Raw genomic sequence first — 18,570 nt, 5'->3', positions numbered from 1 at the left:
GGCGCGGACGGGTGCGGAGATCACCCCCGGCGGGTGAGGGCAGCCGGGGACCCGGTGTGGTCCGATGCCGGTGTGAGCAGCACCGCGGGCGACCCGCCCCTCTCGTCCCCGACCGGTGGGACGGGCGGCGACGCCCTCGCCCGGCCCCTGGTCACCGGTGTCACCCGGCTGGTCGTGGGCCTCGCCGACATCGCCGCACAGACCGTGGCAGCCGCGCGCCCCCGCTATCCGCGCCCGGGCCGGCCGGGGCCGCTCGGCGACGCCGTGCTCGGCCTCGCCCTCGAAGTGCAGCGGCGTTCGGTGTCCGCCGTCACGGACACGGCTGACCGGGCCGGGAACTGGGCGCGCGCCACCACGCGGCTGCTCGTTCCCCCGACCGTGCTGAACGCGGTGGACCGCAGGGTCGCCCACTGGAGCGCGCGGGGAGCGGCTGAGCGGGAGCGGGCCCGTAACGAGGCGCGGCCGCTGGCGCGTGCCGTGGTCAGAGCCCTCACGGCGGCGGTCGTCGACGAGATCGACCTGGACGCGGTGACCGACCGGCTGGACGTCGACCGAGTCGCCCGCCGCATCGACCTCGACGCCGTCCTGGCCCGGCTCGACCTGGACGCGGTGCTCGCCCGGATCGACCTCGACGCCCTCCTCGCCCGGGTCGACGTCGACACCCTCCTGTCCCGCGTGGACCTGGACGCGGTGGCCGGCCGGCTGGACGTGGACCGCGTCGCCGGACGGATCGACGCGGACGCCCTGCTGGCCCGGCTCGACCTGGACGCGGTGCTCGCCCGCGTCGACCTCGACGCGGTCCTGGCCCGGGTCGACGTCGACGCCCTCCTGGAGCGCGTCGATCTCGACGCCGTCATCGACCATGTCGACATGGACGGTGTGATCGACCGCGTCGACCTCGACGCCGTGGCCGACCGGCTGGACGTCGACCGTGTCGCCCGGCGGCTCGACATCGACGCGGTCCTCGCCCGGGTGGACCTGGTGACGTACACCGAGCGGGTCCTGGAGGACCTGGACGTCGGGCGGATCGTCCGGGACACCGGGGGCAGCATCACGGCGGAGACGCTGGACACGTTCCGCGAGCAGAACGCCCGTGCCGACCGGTTCGTGGACCGGATCGCCGAGCGGCTGCTGCACCGCGGCGGCCCGGACGGGGACGGGGCGGGACTCGAGTCCGGGCCACCGCCCGGCGGGCGACCCGGTGGCACGGGCGGCGGAGCGGGGGCGCCGTGACCTCGATGGCGCGTGTGCACTACCCGGCGGTCGTCCAGGGACGCCCGGCCGGAATCGTCTCGCGGGTGATCGCGGCGGCGGCCGACGTCCTGGTGGTCATCGCCGTCGTCGCGGCCGTCGAACTCGGCTGGGCGGCGCTCGGTCACCTGCTCCTCGGCCCGCCCAGCGGGTTCCCCCACCTGGGCCTCGGGGGCGGCGCGATCCTCGGTTCCGCCGTCGCGCTCGTCTACCTGGCGGGGAGCTGGGGAACGGCCGGGCGCACGGTCGGCGACCATCTGATGGGCCTGCGGGTGACCCGCAGGTCCGGGGCGCGGCTCGGACCGGTCGCCGCCGTGCTGCGGGCGCTGCTGTACCTGGTCTTCCCGCTGGGCCTGCTGTGGATCCCGGTCAGCCGGCGCCGGGCGTCCGTCCAGGACCTCGTGGTGGGCAGCGCCGTGGTGCACGACTGGTACGGGCGCTCCCGGACCTCCGCGCACCCTCCCCGGGGCTGAGCCGGCCGCCCCGGCTCAGCCCAGGGGAGCGGGTCAGCCGGTGTACCCCGCGAAGATCCTGGCGAACTCGTAGGGGGACTGGGGGACGTTGGTGCACCGGTACAGGGCGCCGGTGCAGGCGTTGCGGTCCCGGGTCGCCTCCCAGAAGGCGAGCTCCCCGAGGTGCCTGCCCTGGGCGAAGGAGACCAACTGGCGGGCGTCGGCCTGGTCGTAGACGTGTCCGTCGTCGTTCTGGCGAGCATCGGTGTCACTCCGGTCATCGCCCACACCTGTGCCTCGGACTTGCCCGGATAGAGCGACCGGAGCTGGGTGAAGGCGCTCTGCGCCGCCTGGACGGCCGCGTCGCCGTAGTCGGTGCTCCGGTAGTAGTCCATGGCCATGACGTTGACGACGTCGAGGTCGACACCGGCGTCGCGCGCCGCCCTGACCACGTTCGGGGCTGTGCCCGGCGGGTCAGGGCGTCGCCCGGCGGGTCCCGGCGGGCGACGCCCCGCCGCCTCGTACGATGTCCCCGATGCGCAGCACCGGACAGCAGCCCCCGCGACCGCCCCGGCGGCCGTGGCGCGCGCTGCTCGTCCTCGCGGTGCTGGCCGGACTGTTCGGCATGCACGCGCTGGCGCCCGGCGGCGGCACCGCCCACGCGGCACACGCCCGTTCCCCGCACCCGGGGACCGTGCTGACCGCCCAGGACGACTGCCCCGGAGGCGCAGGCCACTGCGGAGGCCACCGTCCCCATCACGCCGATCCCACCTGCGCGTCCGGGGCCGTGACCGGCACACCCCAGCCGCCCGCGCTCGTCCCCGGCCCGCTGGCCGACCCGGCGCCGGCCGGTGCCCCGCGCCCGTGCACGGCGGGCACACCCGACGGCGCCCGCGCGCCACCTTCCCTGGCGGAACTTCAACTCCTGCGGATGTAGAGGCCGGACGGCCGCACGGCGTGCGGCCGTGCTCCCACGCGTGCCCGAAGATCCCCTTTCTCAGCAGGAGTTCAGCATGACCATCCGTACCCTGACACGCCGCACCGCCCTCGCAGTGGTGGCCGGCGCCGCGTCCCTCGCCCTCGCCGCCTGCGGCGCCGACGGCGGCGGCGGGGCCCACGCGCCGCACGGCGGGCCCGCCGCCACCGGCGCCGGGGCCCACAACGCCCAGGACGTGGCCTTCGCCCAGGGCATGATCGCCCACCACCGGCAGGCGCTGGAGATGGCACGCCTCGCCGCCGACCGGGCCTCCTCGCCCGAGGTGAAGGACCTCGCCGCGCGCGTCGAGAAGGCGCAGGCCCCGGAGATCCGCACCATGACCGGCTGGCTGAAGGGCTGGCACGAGCAGGTCCCCGCGGCCGGCACCGACCACACCGACCGCTCCGACCACACGAGCCAGGACGGCATGGCAGGTATGCCCGGCATGGACCACACGGGCCACGGCGGCGCCACCGGCACGCCCGGCGCGACCGGCATGCCCGGCATGATGGGCGACGACGACATGACCGCCCTGAAGAAGGCCGGCGGCAGGGACTTCGACACCCGGTTCCTGTCCCTGATGGTCGAACACCACCAGGGTGCCGTCGCGATGGCGGCCACCGAACGCGGGAAGGGCGCGTACGGCCCCGCCAAGCGTGCGGCCGCCGACATCACGGCTGCCCAGAACGCCGAGATCGCGGAGATGAAGCGGCTCCTCGGCGAGAGCGCGGGCTGACCGGCGACCGAGTGGGCGGGGGCCCGGCCGGTCACCGGCCGGGCCCCCGCCCCCGTCTCACCCCCGTCGCCCCCGTCTCAGCTGCCCTCGGTGAGCACCTTCTCCAGCGCGCCGAGCGCGGAGCGCAGCTCGTCGGCCGAGATGGTCAGCGGCGGGGCCAGCCGGATCGTGGAGCCGTGCGTGTCCTTGACCAGCACGCCCTGCCGCATGAGGCGCTCGCTGATCTCCCGGCCCGTGCCGAGCGCCGGGTCGACGTCGACACCCGCCCACAGGCCACGCGAGCGGAAGCCGGTCACGCCCTTGCCGACCAGCTCGGTCAGGCCGCCGCGCAGCACGAGCCCCAGCTCGGCCGCCCGGCGCTGGAACTCCCCGGTCTCCAGCAGCTCGACCACCGCCGTGCCGACCGCCGCGGCGAGCGGGTTGCCGCCGAAGGTGGAGCCGTGCTCGCCCGGGTGCAGCACACCGAGCACCTCGCGCCGGGCCACCACCGCCGACACCGGCACGATGCCGCCGCCGAGCGCCTTGCCGAGCAGCAGCACGTCCGGGACGACGTCCTCGTGCTCGACGGCGAGGGTGCGGCCGGTGCGGCCGAGGCCGGACTGGATCTCGTCCGCGATGAACAGACAGCCCTTGCGGCGGGTCAGCTCACGCACCCCCGCCAGATAGCCCTCGTCCGGGATGATCACCCCGGCCTCGCCCTGGATGGGCTCCAGAAGCACCGCGGCCGTCGTCTCGTCGACCGCCGCCTCCAGCGCGGCCAGGTCGTTGTACGGCACGACCCGGAACCCCGGTGTGAAGGGGCCGAAGCCCGCCCGGGCCTGCTCGTCGGTGGAGAAGCTGACGATGGTCGTCGTACGGCCGTGGAAGTTCTCCGCCGCCACCACGATCGTGGCCCGGTCGGCGGGGACGCCCTTCACGTCGTACGCCCACTTGCGGGCCACCTTGATGCCGCTCTCCACCGCCTCGGCGCCGGTGTTCATCGGCAGCACCATGTCGAGGCCGGTGAGCGCGGCGAGCCGCTCGGCGAAGCCGGCGAGCCGGTCGTTGTGGAAGGCCCGCGAGGTCAGCGTCAGCAGGTCGAGCTGGCGGTGCGCGGCATCGATCAGCGCGGGGTGCCGGTGACCGAAGTTCAGCGCCGAGTAGCCCGCCAGCATGTCCAGGTAGCGGCGGCCCTCGACGTCCTCGACCCAGGACCCCTCGGCCCGGGCGACGACCACGGGCAGCGGGTGGTAGTTGTGCGCGAGGACCGGCTCCTCCGCCCGGATGAGGTCGTCGGACGTACGCGTGCGCGCGGGTGCGGTCATCAGCGGATCTCCTGGGTGCAGCACTTGATGCCACCGCCGGCCTTGTGGAACTCCGACAGGTCGACGGGGACGGGGACGTAACCGTGGTCGGCCAGGCGCTCGGCCAGCGCCTCGGCCTGGGGGGCGATGAACACGTGCCGGCCGTCGGACACGGAGTTCAGGCCGAACGCCATCGCGTCGTCGCGGGTGGCGAGCACCGCGTCCGGGAACAGGCGCCGCAGCACCTCCCGGCTGCCCGGCGAGAACGCCTCCGGGTAGTAGACGACGTTGTCCTCGTCGAGGACGAACAGGGCCGTGTCCAGGTGGTAGAAGTACGGGTCGACCAGGGTCAGGCCGATCACCGGGTGCCCCAGGAACTCCTGCGCCTCGCGGTGCGCCTCCCGGGTGGTGCGGAACCCGGTGCCGGCCAGCACGTACCGGCCGGTCCACACCAGGTCGCCCTCGCCCTCGGTGACCGACTCGGGGCGGTGGACGGCGTACCCGGCCGCCTTGAACCACGTGTCGTAGTGCAGCGACTCGGGGCGCCGCTCCGGGGCGTGGAACAGGGAGCCGAAGACCCGGCCGCCGACCACGAGGGCCGCGTTGGCGGCGAAGACCATGTCGGGCAGACCCGGCACCGGCTCCACCGTGTCCACGGTGTGGCCGTGGGCCCGGTAGGCGCGGATCAGGTCCTGCCACTGCTCACGGGCGAGGTCGACGTCGACCGGCCGGTCGGGGTGCATCCAGGGATTGATCGCGTACTGCACGGCGAAGTGTCTGGGTTCGCAGACGAGGAAGCGCCGACTGCGCGGCACACGGCTTTCGGCCACAGAGGGTTCCCTCCGCTTTCCTGAGTGTCACTGAGGCGTGACACCACGGTAGAAACGGAGGGATACGCGGGACAAGAAAGGAAAGCTGCGCGGATACGCAGCATCACTGCGTACTTCTTCCGCACGACGCACGACTTCTGCGTTTGGGTGCGGGCTACTCCGGTGCCGGATGGGTGGCGCCCGCTTCCGGGCTTTCCGGGAGAAGGTGGGACAGCACCATCACGCTGATCGTCTTCCGGATGAACGGCTCGACGCGGATCCGCTCCAGCACCTCCTCGAAGTGCTCCACGTCCCGCGCCCGCACGTGCAGCAGCGCGTCCGCGCCCCCGGTGACGGTCATGGCCGCCGTGATCTCCGGGTGATTGCGCACCACCTCGGCCAGCCGCCGGGGCGGGGCCGCGCCCTCGCAGTACACCTCGACGTACGCCTCCGTGCGCCAGCCGAGCGCGGAGGGCCGCACGGTCGCCGTGAACCCGGTGATCACACCGGTCTCCCGCAGCCGGTCCACGCGCCGTTTGACCGCCGTGGAGGACAGCCCGATCGTCGCGCCGATCTCGGCGAAGCTGCTCCTGGCGTTCGCCATCAGGGCGGTGACGATCTTGCGGTCGAGGTCGTCGAAGGGCGTGGTCCTGCTGTTCATGCGGGCACTGTAATCAGCGGAGCCCGCGGACGCGGCGCTACTGCTGGGTGACGATCATGGCGAGTGTCAGCAGCCCCAGCACCACCCAGCCGAACCACAGCCAGCCGTTGCTGCCGAGGGCGACGGTGTAGGCCGTGACGAGGACCAGCCCGCCGACGGTCATCGCCCCCATCGCCTTGGTGGCGCCGCTGGTGGAACCACTCGTGGAACCGGGCATGGAACCGCGCGCAGAACCGGGCATGGCGACACCCTCCTCATGAACCGTTGCCCCCATGGTGCCCCGATTCGCGCCCGGACGGGATACCGCGCGTGTCAGTTCCGCGCGCGGTCCCTCAGCCCTCGCGCGTGCTGAGGGAGGCCAGATAGGCGTTGTACGCCTCCAGCTCCTTGTCGCCGTCCCGGTCGGCCGCCCGGTCCTTGCGCTTGGCCTGCCGCTGCTCCGAGCCGTACCACTGGAACAGGAGCGCGATCAGCACCAGCACGGACGGGATCTCGCTGAACGCCCAGGCGATGCCACCGGCCGCGTTCTGGTCGGACAGGGCGTCGATGCCGAGCGAGGCCGGCGGGTTCCGGAACGTCACGACCATGGGCGTGGAGCCCATCATCAGCGCGATGCCGAAGAACGCGTGGAACGGCATGCCCGCGAACAGCTCCAGCATCCGCATCAGATGACCCGGCCGGTGCGGACCCGGGTCCACGCCGATGATCGGCCAGAAGAACGCCACACCCACGGCGAGGAAGTGCACCATCATCGCGACGTGCCCGGCCCGCGAGCCCATCAGGAAGTCGAAGAGGGGGGTGAAGTACAGCGCGTACAGGCTCGCGATGAACAGGGGGATGGTGAACACCGGGTGGGTGACGATCCGCATGTAGCGGCTGTGCAGCAGCGCCAGCAGCAGTTCGCGCGGGCCCTTGCGGCCCTTGCCGGCCACCGGCAGCGCGCGCAGCGCCAGCGTGACCGGCGCGCCGAGCAGGATCAGGATCGGCGACAGCATGCTGATCACCATGTGCTGGACCATGTGCACGCTGAACATGACCATGCCGTAGTCGTTCAGCCTGGTGCACATCATCAGCCCGATGGTCAGCACGCCGACGACGTACGACACCGTACGGGCCACGGGCCACGCGTCCCCCCGCCGCCGCAGCCGCAGCACGCCCCAGCCGTACAGGCCGAGCCCGAGCAGGCAGGCGACGAGGAAGAACGGGTCGGCGGACCACTCGAGCCCCCGCCCCAGCGTGAACGGCGGCAGATCCATGTTCATGCCGTGCCCGCTGTGATCCATCCGGCGGCTCCTGATTCGTGGGGGTTGTGCGATTCTGTCCGCCCCCAAGAGTAGAACCGCCCCCGGTCACGGACGTGACCGGGGGCGGGTTGTACCGGGGTGAACTACAGCACGCACTCCGCCTCGTCGTACCGCCCGGCGGGCACCGTCTTCAGCGTCTCCACGGCCTCGGCGAGCGACACCATCACGATGTCGGTGCCCCGCAGGGCGGTCATCATCCCGAACTCGCCCCGGTGCACCGCCTCCACCGCGTGCCAGCCGAACCGCGTGGCCAGCACCCGGTCGTAGGCCGTCGGTGTGCCACCGCGCTGCACATGGCCCAGGATCACCGGCCGCGCCTCCTTGCCGAGCCGGTGCTCCAGCTCGACGGAGAGCTGGCGCGCGATGCCCGCGAAGCGCTCGTGACCGTAGATGTCCTTGCCGCCCTCGTCGAACTCCATGGAGCCGCGCCGCGGCTTGGCGCCCTCGGCGGCGACCACGATGGCGAACCGCTTGCCCGCCGCGAACCGGGCGCCCACCCGCTTCGTCAGTTCGTCGATGTCGAAGGGGCGTTCCGGTACGACGATGGCGTGCGCGCCGGCCGCCATGCCGGAGTGCAGCGCGATCCAGCCCGTGTGCCGGCCCATGACCTCCACGATGAGCACGCGCTGGTGGGACTCGGCGGTGGTCTTCAGCCGGTCGAGGGCCTCGGTGGCGACGCCGACGGCCGTGTCGAAGCCGAAGGTGACGTCGGTGACAGCGATGTCGTTGTCGATGGTCTTGGGCACGCCCACGATGGGCAGCCCGTTGTCCGACAGCAGCCGGGCCGCCTTCAGGGTGCCCTCACCGCCGATCGGGATGATCGCGTCGAGACCGAGTTCCGCGACGTGGCCCCGGGCCCGCTCGACCCCGTCCCGCAGGTGCTCGGGACGGACCCGGGAAGAGCCGAGGATCGTGCCGCCGCGCGCCAGGATGCCCCCCACGGCATCGAGGTCGAGCTTCGTGTAGTCGCACTCCAGGAGGCCCTTCCAGCCGTCCCGGAAACCGATGACCTCGTCGCCGTGGTCGGCGACGGCACGGTGCACGACGGACCGGATGACGGCGTTCAGGCCGGGGCAGTCGCCGCCGGACGTGAGGACACCAATGCGCATAGCCCGATTTACCTTCTCAACGTGGGCCGGGAAACCGGACCACGGCGTCCGGCGGATTCCCGGCCACCCTACCGGCGGGAGGGGGTGGCTCCGTAGCGGGCGTCCGCCTGCTGGACGCGCCCGCACATGTGAGCGGACGGCCGGTCAGGCGGGCTCCCACGAGCATGCCGGAAGACGCTGACAGCAGCCTGAGACGGCACCCGCCCAGGCTGCTGTGCGGCAGTACCTACGCAGGCTGCTGCGCAGCCGCGATGCGCTCGTCGCGGAGCGCCTCGTACCACCGGTCGTCGGTCGGCGGCAGCGCGTTGACGTCCAGCGCCAGCTTCAGCAGCAGGTCGGCGATCTGCGGGTTGCGGGCGAGCACCGGCCCGTGCATGTACGTGCCGAAGACCGTGCCGTTGTACGCGCCCTCCGTGCCGTCCCCGGTGCCGTTGCCCTTGCCGATCTGCACGCGGGCGAACGGGCGGGCGGTCGGACCGAGATGGGTCACGCCCTGGTGGTTCTCGAAGCCGGTCAGCTGGGGCAGGCCGAGCTGCGGGTCGATGTCCCCGAGCACGTCACCGACGCACCGCTCGCCCTCGCCGCGCACCGACACGACGTCGAGCAGACCGAGGCCCGGCTCGCGCTGGCCGAGGTCGTTGATGAACTCGTGGCCCAGGATCTGGTAGCCGGCGCAGACCGAGAACACGATCGCGCCGTTCTGCACCGCCTGCTGCAGATGGCCGTCGCGGCGCAGCCGCTCGGCCGCGAGCCGCTGCGGACGGTCCTCGCCGCCGCCGATCAGGTAGATGTCGCCGGAGGTCGGGATCGGCTGGTCGCTGCGCACGTCGAGCCGTGCCACGTCCAGACCGCGCTGCCGGGCGCGGCGCTCCACGACGAGGGCGTTGCCCTGGTCGCCGTAGGTGCTCAGCAGGTCCGGGTAGATCCACACCAGCCGGAGTTGGTTGTCGCTCATGAGGTGATGGCCCTTTCCCGATCAGTTGCCGACGCGGCGGCGCAGGTCCTGGAACGCGGTGTAGTTCGCGATGACCTCGATACGCCCCGGCGGGGCCTGCTGCACGGCCTGGTCGAGGTTCTCGCAGACCTGGAAGTGCTGGTTGGCCACCTCCAGTCGAACGGCGAGGTCCAGCTTGCGGTCACCGATGACGAAGATCGGGTGACCGGTCAGCCGGGTGTAGTCGACGTCCCACAGCCAGGAGGTGTCCGTGCCGTCGGCGCCGCGCGCGTTCACGGAGAGGATCACCGGGGTCGGCGGCGGGTCGATCAGGGAGAACGTCTCCAGCCAGCCGGCCGGGTTCTTGGCCAGCAGCAGCCGGAGGTCGCGATTCTGGAACTGGACCACGTCGTAGCGTCCGGCCACCGCCTGCACCTGGTACATCCGCTCCAGCGCGACCTGCGGCGGTACGCCGAAGACGGCGGCGACGGCCGCGGAGCTGGCCGCGTTCGCCTTGTTGGCGCGGCCGGGCAGCTGGAGGTGGATCGGCCAGGCGGACCCGTGCGGGTCCAGCACGTGGTCGCCGGAGAGCGCCCAGGTCGGCGTCGGCCGGCGGAAACCGCACTCGCCGCAGAACCAGTCGTCGCCGGGGCGCTGCATCACGCCACCGCACGACGGGCAGGACCAGGCGTCGTCCTTCCACATCTGCCCGGCCGCGACCCAGACCACGTTCGGGGAGGAGGAGGCGGCCCAGACCACCAGCGGGTCGTCGCAGTTGGCGACGACCACGGCCTTGGAGCCGGCCAGGCCCTCACGCCAGTTCTCGGCGAGCATGCGCGTCTCGGCGGCCCGGTCGAGCTGGTCGCGGGACAGATTCAGCAGGGCGATGCACTTCGGGCCGGTGTCCCGGGCCACCCCGGCCAGGTACTTCTCGTCGACCTCGATGACACCGAACTTCGACTCCGAGCCGCCCGCCAGTGCCGAGGTGATGCCGGCCGGCATGTTGGCGCCGAGCGCGTTCGACACGACCGGACCCGCGGCGCGCAGCGCCTCGGCGATGAGCCGGGTGGTCGTGGTCTTGCCGTTGGTGGCGGACACCAGGACGACGTCCAAATTCTGCGCGAGCCGTCCGAGGAGGTCGGGGTCGAGTTTCAGCGCGACCCGGCCGCCGATCACCGAACCGCTGCCGCGTCCCGCGGCGCGCGATGCCGCAGCGACCGCCTTGCCCGCGGTCACGGCCAGCTTGGCCCGCGGCGAGAGCGGGTCCGAGTTGCCTGCCATCAGTTCTCGATCCTCCTTGCGTACGCGCCGCGCCAGGGGGCATCCGGCAGCATGGTGTGGACCTCAGCCTATCGAGATCCATTCGCACACCCGAATCCCGGCCCGTACCGTGCGGCCTGCACGAGCTGAACGAACCGTACCCTTGCCGCCATGCGACACGGCTCGATCCCGGGCGCCCACGGGCGCGTCCGGCCGCTTTCCCTGCTCCCGGACCCCGTTCTGCGCGGGTCCTGTGCGGACGTCACCGACTTCGGCCCCGAACTGGCGGCACTTGTGGAGGACTTGTTCGCGACCATGTACGCGGCCCGGGGGGTGGGCCTGGCCGCCAACCAGATCGGCGTCCCGCTGAGGGTGTTCGTCTACGACTGCCCGGACGACGACGATGTGCGGCATCTCGGACATGTCGTGAACGCGCGGCTGGTGGAGAAGGACGGCGTGGTGGTCCGGGGGCCGGAGGGCTGCCTCTCGCTGCCGGGTCTGGAGGCGGGCACGGAGCGGTACGACCACGCGGTGGTCGAGGGCTTCACGGCGACGGGGGAGCCGGTCACCGTGCACGGCACCGGGTTCTTCGCCCGGTGCCTCCAGCACGAGTACGACCACCTGGAGGGCACGGTGTACGCCGACCGCCTGACGGGCTGGCGCCGCGGCAGGCTGCTGCGGCAGGTCCGCCGCGCTTCCTGGCACCGCTGAACGGGGCACCGTTGAACTGGGTGCCGGGCGGCGGTGCCCCGGCCCGCGGTCGTCAGAAGCCGGGGCCGCCGACCTTGTCGCCCGCCGCCGCGAGGCGTCCCCACAGCAGGTCGGCGAGGGAGCGCACGAGTTCGGCGCGGGAGCAGGGCCGCTCGCCCAGCCACCAGTCGCCGGCCGCGTGCATCATCCCGACGATCCCGTGCCCCCACACCCTCGCGAGCTGCTGGCTGCCGGGGCCGAGGTCGAGCCGCTCCTCGATGACCTGGGCCAGCTCCTCGCCCATCCGCCGCAGCAGCGGGGCCGAGTGCTTGCCCACGTCGAAGCCCTGGTCGCCGCCGGTGCTGCCCTCCGCGGGGTGCATCAGGAACCGGTACACCTGGGGCCTGGCCTCGATGGCCGCGAGGTAGGTGTCGAGGGTGGCCTCGACCCGCTCGCGCCGGTCGGCGGGGGCGTCGAGGGCCGCCCGCAGCGAGGCGAGGAGCGCGTCGGTGTGCCGCGTGGCGAGCGCGGCGTAGAGGCCGCCCTTGTCGCCGAAGTGGCGGTAGAGGATCGGCTTGGTGATGCCCGCCTCCGCGGCGATCGCGTTCATCGAGGCCTGCGGGCCGTCGCGCAGCACCACCCGGTCGGCGGCCTCCAGCAGTTCGCGCCGTCGTCGGTCGGCTGATCGCTGCTGATCGGTCCGCTGTGTGGTGTCCATGTGCTCTCCCCACCCGTGCTGATTCGGTGACGCCTGCGCAAACTAACACTGTCGGTGTGCCTGACATCGAACGGGATGCCGAGGCGTCATCGGGAGTTGACTTTCACTACCGGTCGGTAACACACTCGCGTTACCGTTAGTAACATCACTGGCAACAGTGCACGCACCGCCGCTGGAGGGGACATGGCCGAGTTCACCATGGAGCTCAACGACGAACAGAAGGAGGTCCGGGACTGGCTGCACGGCTTCGCCGCCGACGTGATCCGTCCCGCGGCCGCCGAATGGGACGAGCGTGAGGAAACCCCCTGGCCGGTCATCCAGGAGGCGGCGAAGGTCGGCATCTACTCCCTCGACTTCTACGCGCAGCAGTACTTCGACCCCACCGGCCTCGGCATCCCGATGGCCATGGAGGAGTTGTTCTGGGGCGACGCGGGCATCGCCCTCTCCATTGTGGGCACGGGCCTGGCCGCCGTGGGCGTTCTCGCCAACGGGACCGAGGAGCAGATCGGCACCTGGATCCCCCAGATGTACGGCGACGCGAACGACGTCAAGGTGGCCGCGTTCTGCTCCTCCGAGCCCGACGCCGGCTCCGACGTCGCCTCCCTGCGCACGCGTGCCGTGTACGACGAGGCCAAGGACGAGTGGGTGATCAACGGCACGAAGACCTGGGCCACCAACGGCGGCATCGCCAACGTCCACGTCGTCGTCGCCAGCGTAGACCCGGAGCTGGGCTCGAAGGGCCACGCATCCTTCATCGTCCCGCCGGGCACGCCGGGGCTCGCGCAGGGCCAGAAGTTCAAGAAGCACGGCATCCGCGCCTCGCACACCGCCGAGGTCGTCCTCGACGACGTCCGGGTTCCCGGCTCCTGCCTGCTCGGCGGCAAGGAGAAGCTGGACGAGCGCCTCGCCCGCGCCCGCGAGAAGGCCAGGGCGGGCGGCGAGCGGGTGAAGAACGCGGCCATGGCCACCTTCGAGGCATCGCGGCCGGCCGTGGGCGCGATGGCGGTCGGCACCGCCCGGGCCGCCTACGAGGTCGCCCTCGACTACGCGAAGACCCGCGAGCAGTTCGGGCGCCCGATCATCGACAACCAGGGCATCGCCTTCCAGCTCGCGGACATGCGGACCCAGATCGACGCGGCCCGTCTGCTGGTGTGGCGCGCCTCCTGGATGGCGGTCAACGGCAAGCCGTTCACCGCGGCCGAGGGGTCGATGTCGAAGCTCTTCGCGAGCGAGACCGCGAAGAAGGTGAGCGCGCAGGCCATCCAGATCCTGGGCGGCAACGGCTACACCCGGGAGTACCCGGTGGAGCGGATGCACCGGGACAGCGCGATCTACACGATCTTCGAGGGGACCAGCGAGATCCAGCGGCTGGTCATCGCGCGGACCCTGTCGGGCATGCCGATCCGCTAGCGCCGACGGCGCCGACGGGGTGCGGGAGCGCGGCCGGCCGTCCGTCGTGGCCTGCCGGGCGGCTCCCCGCGCCCCTTCCGGCCGGCGCGCTCCCCGCGCACCCGTCGGCCGGCGCGCTCACCGGTGCCTGAGCGGGGTGAGCTGCTGGATGTCGTACTTCGCCCGCAGCTCCTCGATGGCGGCCTGGTCGGGAGGGCCGCCGTTGCCCAGGATCTCCAGCAGCTCCTCGAAGTAGCGCTCGTGGTCCGGCGGGGGAGACGCCTGGAAGAACATCTTCGCGGGCGTGTCCGTCGGGTTGGCGAACGCGTGCGGACACCCGGGGGGCACGACGATCACCGTGCCCGGAGTCGCCCGGACCACCCGGGTGCCCGAGACCGACTCCCAGCGCTGCCAGTGGTCGGGGGTGCGGATGCGCGGCTCGAAGGCGAGCACGTCCAGTTCGCCCTCCAGGACGTAGAACAACTCCTCGCTGCGGGTGTGCACATGGGCGCCGACGTCGAAGCCCGGCGGGACCTCCACCTCGAAGGTGGAGGCCATCCGCGAGTGCGTGCCGGTGACCTTGAACGTCACACGCTGGGCGGGCGTCTCCACGACGCGGCCGTGCCCCGGCGGCACCAGCAGCCCCTCGGGCGGCGCCGTCTCCTGCACCGGCGCCTCCGCCTGCGCCGGTGCCACTCCCCGGGCCGCGGGCCCTTCCGGTACCGCCAGCCCCTCGGTCGTCGTCATCGGCCGCTCACCACGTCACGGGCAGGGCCTCGGGACCACGGATCAACGCGCCCTTCCTGAAGGTCACCTGCTCCGGCGGCACGGCCAGCCTCATGCCGGGCACCCGGTCCAGCAGGGCGTCCACCAGCAGTTCCGACTCCAGCCTGGCCAGCATCCCGCCGGGGCAGTAGTGCGGGCCGAAGCCGAACGCCACGTGCGGGTTGGGACTGCGGGAGAAGTCGATGACCTCCGGGTCGGGAAAGACCTCCGGGTCGCGGTTCGCGGCCAGGTAGGACACGTAGACCGCGTCGCCGGCCCGGATCCTCATGCCCCGGACGTCCACGTCCTCCAGGGCGATCCGGGACAGCCCGACGGCGTTGCGGTGCGGGATCCAGCGCAGCAGCTCGTCGATCGCCCGCGGGCGGATCCCGGGGTCGGAGCGCAGCCGCTCCACCAGCTCTGGGCGGCTCAGCAGCAGATGGAACATCTGGCCGCTGTTGTTGGTGACCGCCTCGCCGCCGATCTGCAGCAGCACCGCGAGACCGACCGCCTCCTCCAGCGTGATCTCGGCCCGGCCCACCGCGGCACCCAGCAGCGAGGCGACGTCCTCGCCCGTGCTGCCCTCGCGCAGCCCGACGAGGTCGGAGAAGTACGCGCTCATCTCGCGTTTGGCCTTCTCGCTGACGTCCTTGCCGTGCGAGGAGGACAGGATCATCTGGGTCCAGGTGTGCATCGCGTGCCGGTCGGCGGCCGGGACCCCCATCAGCTCGCAGATCACCGCGATGGGGAAGGGGCCGAGCACCGCCGCCGTCAGGTCGGCGGGCGGGCCGTCCTGGAGCAGTTCGTCGACCAGCTCGTCCAGCATCACGCGCGCCTTGCCGCGGATCCGCTCCACCCCCTTGGAGGTGAAGGCGGCGGCGACCGCGCGGCGCAGCCTGGTGTGGTCGGGCGGGTCCAGGAAGCCGACCGCGCCCCGGTCCGGTATGAAGTGCGGGGCGAGCCGGGTCACTTGACGGCCCATCACGGCCTCGCGGCTGAAACGGGGGTCGTTGGCCACCATGCGCACGTCGTCGTAGCGGGTGACCAGCCACGCCCAGCCCTCGCCGTTGGGCAGCTGGACGCGGGTGAGGGGGCCCTCGCCCATCAGCTCGGTGAGCACCGGGTCGAAGTCCGTGCCGGCCAGGTCGACGGCCGGCCAGTGCCGCACCGGAGGCAGCGCCTCGCCGGCCGGCTCGGTCAGGGTCTCTTCGATCATCGCGTCATCTCACCGTCCTGGACCCAGCGGCCCACGGTCATCTCCGCGGTGATGCCGGGGCCGAACCCGGCGAGCAGCCCGCGCGCCCGGTGCTCGGCACCGCCCTCGTCGAACAGGCGGCGCAGCGCGTCCAGCACGACGGCGCTCGCGATGTTGCCGTACTCGGTGAGCGTGGACCGGCTGAACCGGAACGCGTGCGGGTCGACCTTGAGGAACTTGCTCAGGTCGTCGAGTATTCGGGGACCGCCCGCGTGGATGATGTAGAAGTCCAGGTCGGAGGCGTCCCAGCCGTGGTTGCCCGCGAGTTCCTGGAGCGCCGGGGCGAGTGGCTCCATGGTGGTCGGCACCCGCTTGTCCAGCAGGAAGTGGAAACCGGTGGCCCGGACGTCGTAGGCGATCCAGTCCTCGGTCTTGGGGATCAGGTACGACCCGTTGCGCTCCAGCTGTACGCCCGTGCCGCCCCGGCCGCGTACCACTGCGGCCGCGATGCCGTCGCCGAACAGGCCGTTGGACAGCAGCGACCCGACGCCGAGGTCGGTGGGCTGGTAGCACAGCGAGCAGAACTCGCAGGCCACGATGAGCGCGTTGCCCTCCGGGTAGGCCGAACAGAAGTCGTGGGCCCGGTTGATGGCCGCGCCGCCGGCCGCGCAGCCCAGCTGGGCTATGGGGAGCTGGCGGGTGGTGCTCGAGAAGTCCATCTCGTTGATCAGCCACGCGGTCAGCGAGGGCATCATGAAGCCCGTGCACGACACGTAGATGATCACGTCGATGTCCGTGGTCAGGAGTTCCGCCTCGTCGAGCGCCTGCTGGATCACCGCGGGGACGCGGGCCTTGGCCTCGGCCTCGTAGAGCTTGTTGCGGTCCTCGAACCCGGGGTGCTTCAGGGTCTCCTCGATGGGCTGCACGATGTGCCGGGTGCGGACTCCCGTGTTCTCGATCAGCCGGAGGGCCAGGGGGAGCTGGGGGTGGTCCGCGTGGTGCTCACGGGCCAGATCCAGCGTCTCCTCCATCGTGATCACGTGTTCGGGTACGGACACCGAGGGTCTGCACAAAGTAGCCATGAGCCGTCCCTGCTTTCGCCGTCCGGCAGACCTGCGCCCGCCGGTCAGAAGGTGGTCCACCCGGAGGTGGTCCACCCGGAGGTGGTCCACCCAGGTTCACCCGAGGGGCTGACGATCTCTCGTCGGATTACTCCGAATCGGGGACAACGGGCTGTGACCGGTCCCGGCCCCGTGACGGCTCGGGGGAGGACGCGGAAGGAGGGCCGCAGCGGCTGCCGCGACCCTCGACTTCTCTCATCGCAGGGGACTTTGTGCCCGGTACGCGCCCGGCCGGCGGGAGCCGCTACGGCGCCCCGCTGCTGTGTGCGATGCAGGCCACGTCGATGCGGTCCGCCAGCTTCGCCAGCTCGATGGTCAAAGCGGCCACGGTGTCCTCGTCGAGCTGCTCCCCGGCCTCGACGAGATGCAGCCACCGCCCGCCCACGGTCCGCAACAACTTACTCACGTCGGCCGCCGCCACCTGCAAGGTACCGCGGTCGTCGACGATCAGAGGCAGAGTCACTTCGCGGTTCACAATCGGGATGGTAGCCGCGCGGCGCTCACGCACCCTGCCAAACCGTGGTGATGTTGCAGAACTCCCGGATTCCGTGCCCGGACAGCTCACGGCCGTACCCGGACCGCTTCACGCCGCCGAACGGGAACGCCGGGTGCGAGGCGGTCATCCCGTTGACGTACACCGCGCCCGCCTCCAGGTCCCGGGCGAACCGCTCCACCTCGTTCTCGTCCCGGGTCCACACGTTCGAACTCAGTCCGAACGGGGAGTCGTTCGCGATCAGGAGCGCCTCGTCCAGGTCGGCGGCCCGGTACAGCGTGGCGACCGGCCCGAACGCCTCCTCGCGGTGGATGCGCATCTCCCGGGTGATGCCGGCCAGCACGGTCGGCGGGTAGTACCAGCCCGGCCCGTCCGGCCGCTCCCCGCCGCACAGCACCCGGGCCCCGCTGCGCTTCGCGTCGTCGACCAGTTCCTCCAGGTCGGTGCGTCCCTGTTCGCTGGCGAGGGGCCCGACCTCGGTGTCCTCCTCCAGCGGGTCGCCGATCCTGAGCGCCTCCATGCCCGCGACGAACTTCTCGGCGAAGGCGTCGTAGACGTCCGTGTGCACGATGAATCGCTTGGCCGCGATGCAGGACTGCCCGTTGTTCTGCACCCGCGCGGTCACGGCGACCCGCGCCGCCCGGTCGAGGTCGGCGGAGGGCATGACGACGTACGGGTCGCTGCCGCCCAGCTCCAGCACCGTCTTCTTGATCATCTCGCCGGCGGTGGAGGCCACCGCGCGGCCGGCCGGCTCGCTGCCCGTGAGCGTCGCGGCCTTCACCCGCTCGTCGCGCAGGACGTCGTCCACCGCGCCCGAGCCGATCAGCAGGGTCTGGAAGCAGCCCTCGGGGAAGCCCGCCCGGTGGAAGAGGTCCTCCAGGTACAGGGCCGTCTGGGGCACGTTCGAGGCGTGCTTGAGCAGGCCCACGTTGCCCGCCATCAGCGCGGGCGCGGCGAACCGGACCACCTGCCAGAGCGGGAAGTTCCACGGCATGACGGCGAGGACCGGGCCCAGCGGCCGGTAGGTCACCCGCACCCGGGAGGCGCCGGAGTCGCTCACGTCCACCGCGGGCGGCTCCTCGTCGGCCAGCAGCCCCTCGGCGCGTTCGGCGTACCAGCGCATCGCCTTGGCGCACTTCGCGGCCTCCGCGCGGGCCTGCGTGACCGGCTTGCCCATCTCGGTGGTCATCACCCGGCCGATCTCCCGCTGGTCCTCGTCCAGCAGGTCGGCGGCCTTGTTCAGCATGCGCGCGCGTTCGGCGAAGGAGGTCGTCCGGTACGTGCGGAACGTCGCCTCGGCGAGCTGGAGCCGGCGTTCCAGCTCCTCCTCGCCCATGGGCTCGTACGTCTTGAGCGTCTCGCCGTTGGCCGGGTTCACCGTGGCGATGGGCATGGCTGGCCTCCCTGGGAGCGGGCTTGCTTCG

At 72.1% G+C, this 18,570-nt stretch carries 21 protein-coding genes; 6 read left to right on the top strand and 15 right to left on the bottom strand.

The features are described from left to right. The first annotated feature begins 72 nt into the window (after positions 1-72). Together PV343_RS02110 and PV343_RS02105 are read left to right on the top strand one after the other, a co-directional pair. Positions 73-1,233 (top strand): hypothetical protein, encoded by a 1,161-nt coding sequence (locus PV343_RS02110; RefSeq protein ID WP_319145008.1) that lies wholly within the window; start codon positions 73-75, stop codon positions 1,231-1,233. Between the two features lie 5 nt (positions 1,234-1,238). Further along, on the top strand, positions 1,239-1,724 hold the full coding sequence (locus PV343_RS02105; RefSeq protein WP_319145007.1) for an RDD family protein: 486 nt from the start codon (positions 1,239-1,241) through the stop codon (positions 1,722-1,724). Positions 1,725-1,757: 33 nt separating this feature from the next. On the opposite strand, the gene PV343_RS02100 is transcribed toward PV343_RS02105, so the two are convergent. Further along, complete coding sequence (locus PV343_RS02100) at positions 1,758-1,991, bottom strand: hypothetical protein (protein ID WP_319145006.1); 234 nt, start codon at positions 1,989-1,991, stop codon at positions 1,758-1,760. A 247-nt stretch (positions 1,992-2,238) separates the two neighbouring features. On the opposite strand from PV343_RS02100, the gene PV343_RS02095 reads away from it, so the two are divergent. Both PV343_RS02095 and PV343_RS02090 read left to right on the top strand, forming a co-directional pair. Further along, complete coding sequence (locus PV343_RS02095; RefSeq protein ID WP_319145005.1) at positions 2,239-2,640, top strand: DUF6153 family protein; 402 nt, start codon at positions 2,239-2,241, stop codon at positions 2,638-2,640. Positions 2,641-2,716: 76 nt separating this feature from the next. Then, positions 2,717-3,415 carry a DUF305 domain-containing protein gene (locus tag PV343_RS02090; protein WP_319145003.1) on the top strand — a complete coding sequence of 233 codons (699 nt, stop codon included), beginning with the start codon at positions 2,717-2,719 and terminating at the stop codon, positions 3,413-3,415. A gap of 77 nt (positions 3,416-3,492) precedes the next feature. On the opposite strand, the gene rocD is transcribed toward PV343_RS02090, so the two are convergent. From rocD to PV343_RS02050, 8 genes are all read right to left on the bottom strand, one after another. Next, on the bottom strand, positions 3,493-4,719 hold the full coding sequence (gene rocD, locus PV343_RS02085; RefSeq protein WP_319145002.1) for an ornithine--oxo-acid transaminase: 1,227 nt from the start codon (positions 4,717-4,719) through the stop codon (positions 3,493-3,495). Further along, positions 4,719-5,528, bottom strand: coding sequence for a dimethylargininase (gene ddaH, locus PV343_RS02080; protein WP_319145001.1), 810 nt, complete (start codon positions 5,526-5,528; stop codon positions 4,719-4,721). Before ddaH ends, rocD begins: the two co-directional genes overlap by 1 nt. A gap of 154 nt (positions 5,529-5,682) precedes the next feature. Beyond that, entirely contained in the window at positions 5,683-6,168 is a 486-nt protein-coding gene (locus PV343_RS02075) for an Lrp/AsnC family transcriptional regulator (RefSeq protein WP_319145000.1), read from the bottom strand. A gap of 37 nt (positions 6,169-6,205) precedes the next feature. Continuing rightward, a complete protein-coding gene (locus tag PV343_RS02070) occupies positions 6,206-6,385 on the bottom strand; it encodes a hypothetical protein (protein WP_319145164.1) in 180 nt (59 codons plus the stop codon). A 115-nt stretch (positions 6,386-6,500) separates the two neighbouring features. Further along, positions 6,501-7,451, bottom strand: coding sequence for a cytochrome c oxidase assembly protein (locus tag PV343_RS02065; RefSeq protein WP_319144999.1), 951 nt, complete (start codon positions 7,449-7,451; stop codon positions 6,501-6,503). Positions 7,452-7,555: 104 nt separating this feature from the next. Then, positions 7,556-8,581, bottom strand: a complete 1,026-nt coding sequence (locus PV343_RS02060; RefSeq protein WP_319144998.1) for a 6-phosphofructokinase — start codon at positions 8,579-8,581, stop codon at positions 7,556-7,558. Between the two features lie 226 nt (positions 8,582-8,807). Next, positions 8,808-9,536: a type 1 glutamine amidotransferase gene (locus PV343_RS02055; RefSeq protein WP_319144997.1), complete on the bottom strand. Its 729-nt coding sequence runs from the start codon at positions 9,534-9,536 to the stop codon at positions 8,808-8,810. Between the two features lie 21 nt (positions 9,537-9,557). Continuing rightward, the gene (locus tag PV343_RS02050) at positions 9,558-10,796 is read right to left on the bottom strand and encodes a Mur ligase family protein (protein ID WP_319144996.1); all 1,239 of its coding nucleotides are present in this window, start codon (positions 10,794-10,796) and stop codon (positions 9,558-9,560) included. Positions 10,797-10,946: 150 nt separating this feature from the next. On the opposite strand from PV343_RS02050, the gene def reads away from it, so the two are divergent. Then, entirely contained in the window at positions 10,947-11,486 is a 540-nt protein-coding gene (gene def / locus PV343_RS02045) for a peptide deformylase (protein WP_319144995.1), read from the top strand. A gap of 52 nt (positions 11,487-11,538) precedes the next feature. Here the strand turns inward: def and PV343_RS02040 are convergent, their stop codons facing one another. Further along, on the bottom strand, positions 11,539-12,183 hold the full coding sequence (locus PV343_RS02040) for a TetR family transcriptional regulator (protein ID WP_020938574.1): 645 nt from the start codon (positions 12,181-12,183) through the stop codon (positions 11,539-11,541). Positions 12,184-12,366: 183 nt separating this feature from the next. Here PV343_RS02040 and PV343_RS02035 point away from each other — a divergent pair, with 183 nt between their 5' ends. Further along, positions 12,367-13,593, top strand: coding sequence for an acyl-CoA dehydrogenase family protein (locus PV343_RS02035; protein ID WP_319144994.1), 1,227 nt, complete (start codon positions 12,367-12,369; stop codon positions 13,591-13,593). 117 nt (positions 13,594-13,710) lie between these two features. On the opposite strand, the gene PV343_RS02030 is transcribed toward PV343_RS02035, so the two are convergent. The 5 genes from PV343_RS02030 to PV343_RS02010 form a co-directional block, all read right to left on the bottom strand. Further along, positions 13,711-14,208: a cupin domain-containing protein gene (locus tag PV343_RS02030; protein WP_319145163.1), complete on the bottom strand. Its 498-nt coding sequence runs from the start codon at positions 14,206-14,208 to the stop codon at positions 13,711-13,713. Positions 14,209-14,326: 118 nt separating this feature from the next. Beyond that, positions 14,327-15,553: a cytochrome P450 gene (locus PV343_RS02025; protein WP_319144993.1), complete on the bottom strand. Its 1,227-nt coding sequence runs from the start codon at positions 15,551-15,553 to the stop codon at positions 14,327-14,329. Beyond that, on the bottom strand, positions 15,550-16,614 hold the full coding sequence (locus PV343_RS02020; RefSeq protein WP_319144992.1) for a type III polyketide synthase: 1,065 nt from the start codon (positions 16,612-16,614) through the stop codon (positions 15,550-15,552). Before PV343_RS02020 ends, PV343_RS02025 begins: the two co-directional genes overlap by 4 nt. A 283-nt stretch (positions 16,615-16,897) precedes the next feature. Next, on the bottom strand, positions 16,898-17,128 hold the full coding sequence (locus PV343_RS02015; protein ID WP_043477773.1) for a DUF6213 family protein: 231 nt from the start codon (positions 17,126-17,128) through the stop codon (positions 16,898-16,900). Positions 17,129-17,153: 25 nt separating this feature from the next. Then, positions 17,154-18,539 (bottom strand): NADP-dependent succinic semialdehyde dehydrogenase, encoded by a 1,386-nt coding sequence (locus tag PV343_RS02010; RefSeq protein ID WP_319144991.1) that lies wholly within the window; start codon positions 18,537-18,539, stop codon positions 17,154-17,156. Positions 18,540-18,570: the final 31 nt, after the last annotated feature.

It is taken from the genome of Streptomyces sp. WI03-4A, from assembly GCF_033792105.1.
GTDB lineage: Bacteria > Actinomycetota > Actinomycetes > Streptomycetales > Streptomycetaceae > Streptomyces > Streptomyces collinus_A.
Note: the sequence above shows the minus strand (reverse complement) of the source record. Positions and strands in the feature narration are given on the sequence as shown.

Bases quoted from the DNA above. Each gene is read 5' to 3' on its own strand.
- PV343_RS02070 (WP_319145164.1), bottom strand. From the start codon at position 6,385: ATGCCCGGTTCCACGAGTGGTTCCACCAGCGGCGCCACCAAGGCGATG.
- PV343_RS02025 (WP_319144993.1), bottom strand. From the start codon at position 15,553: ATGATCGAAGAGACCCTGACCGAGCCGGCCGGCGAGGCGCTGCCTCCG.
- def (WP_319144995.1), top strand. From the start codon at position 10,947: ATGCGACACGGCTCGATCCCGGGCGCCCACGGGCGCGTCCGGCCGCTT.
- PV343_RS02010 (WP_319144991.1), bottom strand. From the start codon at position 18,539: ATGCCCATCGCCACGGTGAACCCGGCCAACGGCGAGACGCTCAAGACG.
- PV343_RS02075 (WP_319145000.1), bottom strand. From the start codon at position 6,168: ATGAACAGCAGGACCACGCCCTTCGACGACCTCGACCGCAAGATCGTC.
- PV343_RS02040 (WP_020938574.1), bottom strand. From the start codon at position 12,183: ATGGACACCACACAGCGGACCGATCAGCAGCGATCAGCCGACCGACGA.
- PV343_RS02065 (WP_319144999.1), bottom strand. From the start codon at position 7,451: ATGGATCACAGCGGGCACGGCATGAACATGGATCTGCCGCCGTTCACG.
- PV343_RS02060 (WP_319144998.1), bottom strand. From the start codon at position 8,581: ATGCGCATTGGTGTCCTCACGTCCGGCGGCGACTGCCCCGGCCTGAAC.
- PV343_RS02050 (WP_319144996.1), bottom strand. From the start codon at position 10,796: ATGGCAGGCAACTCGGACCCGCTCTCGCCGCGGGCCAAGCTGGCCGTG.
- rocD (WP_319145002.1), bottom strand. From the start codon at position 4,719: ATGACCGCACCCGCGCGCACGCGTACGTCCGACGACCTCATCCGGGCG.
- PV343_RS02035 (WP_319144994.1), top strand. From the start codon at position 12,367: ATGGCCGAGTTCACCATGGAGCTCAACGACGAACAGAAGGAGGTCCGG.
- PV343_RS02095 (WP_319145005.1), top strand. From the start codon at position 2,239: ATGCGCAGCACCGGACAGCAGCCCCCGCGACCGCCCCGGCGGCCGTGG.
- PV343_RS02055 (WP_319144997.1), bottom strand. From the start codon at position 9,536: ATGAGCGACAACCAACTCCGGCTGGTGTGGATCTACCCGGACCTGCTG.
- PV343_RS02020 (WP_319144992.1), bottom strand. From the start codon at position 16,614: ATGGCTACTTTGTGCAGACCCTCGGTGTCCGTACCCGAACACGTGATC.
- PV343_RS02105 (WP_319145007.1), top strand. From the start codon at position 1,239: ATGGCGCGTGTGCACTACCCGGCGGTCGTCCAGGGACGCCCGGCCGGA.
- PV343_RS02090 (WP_319145003.1), top strand. From the start codon at position 2,717: ATGACCATCCGTACCCTGACACGCCGCACCGCCCTCGCAGTGGTGGCC.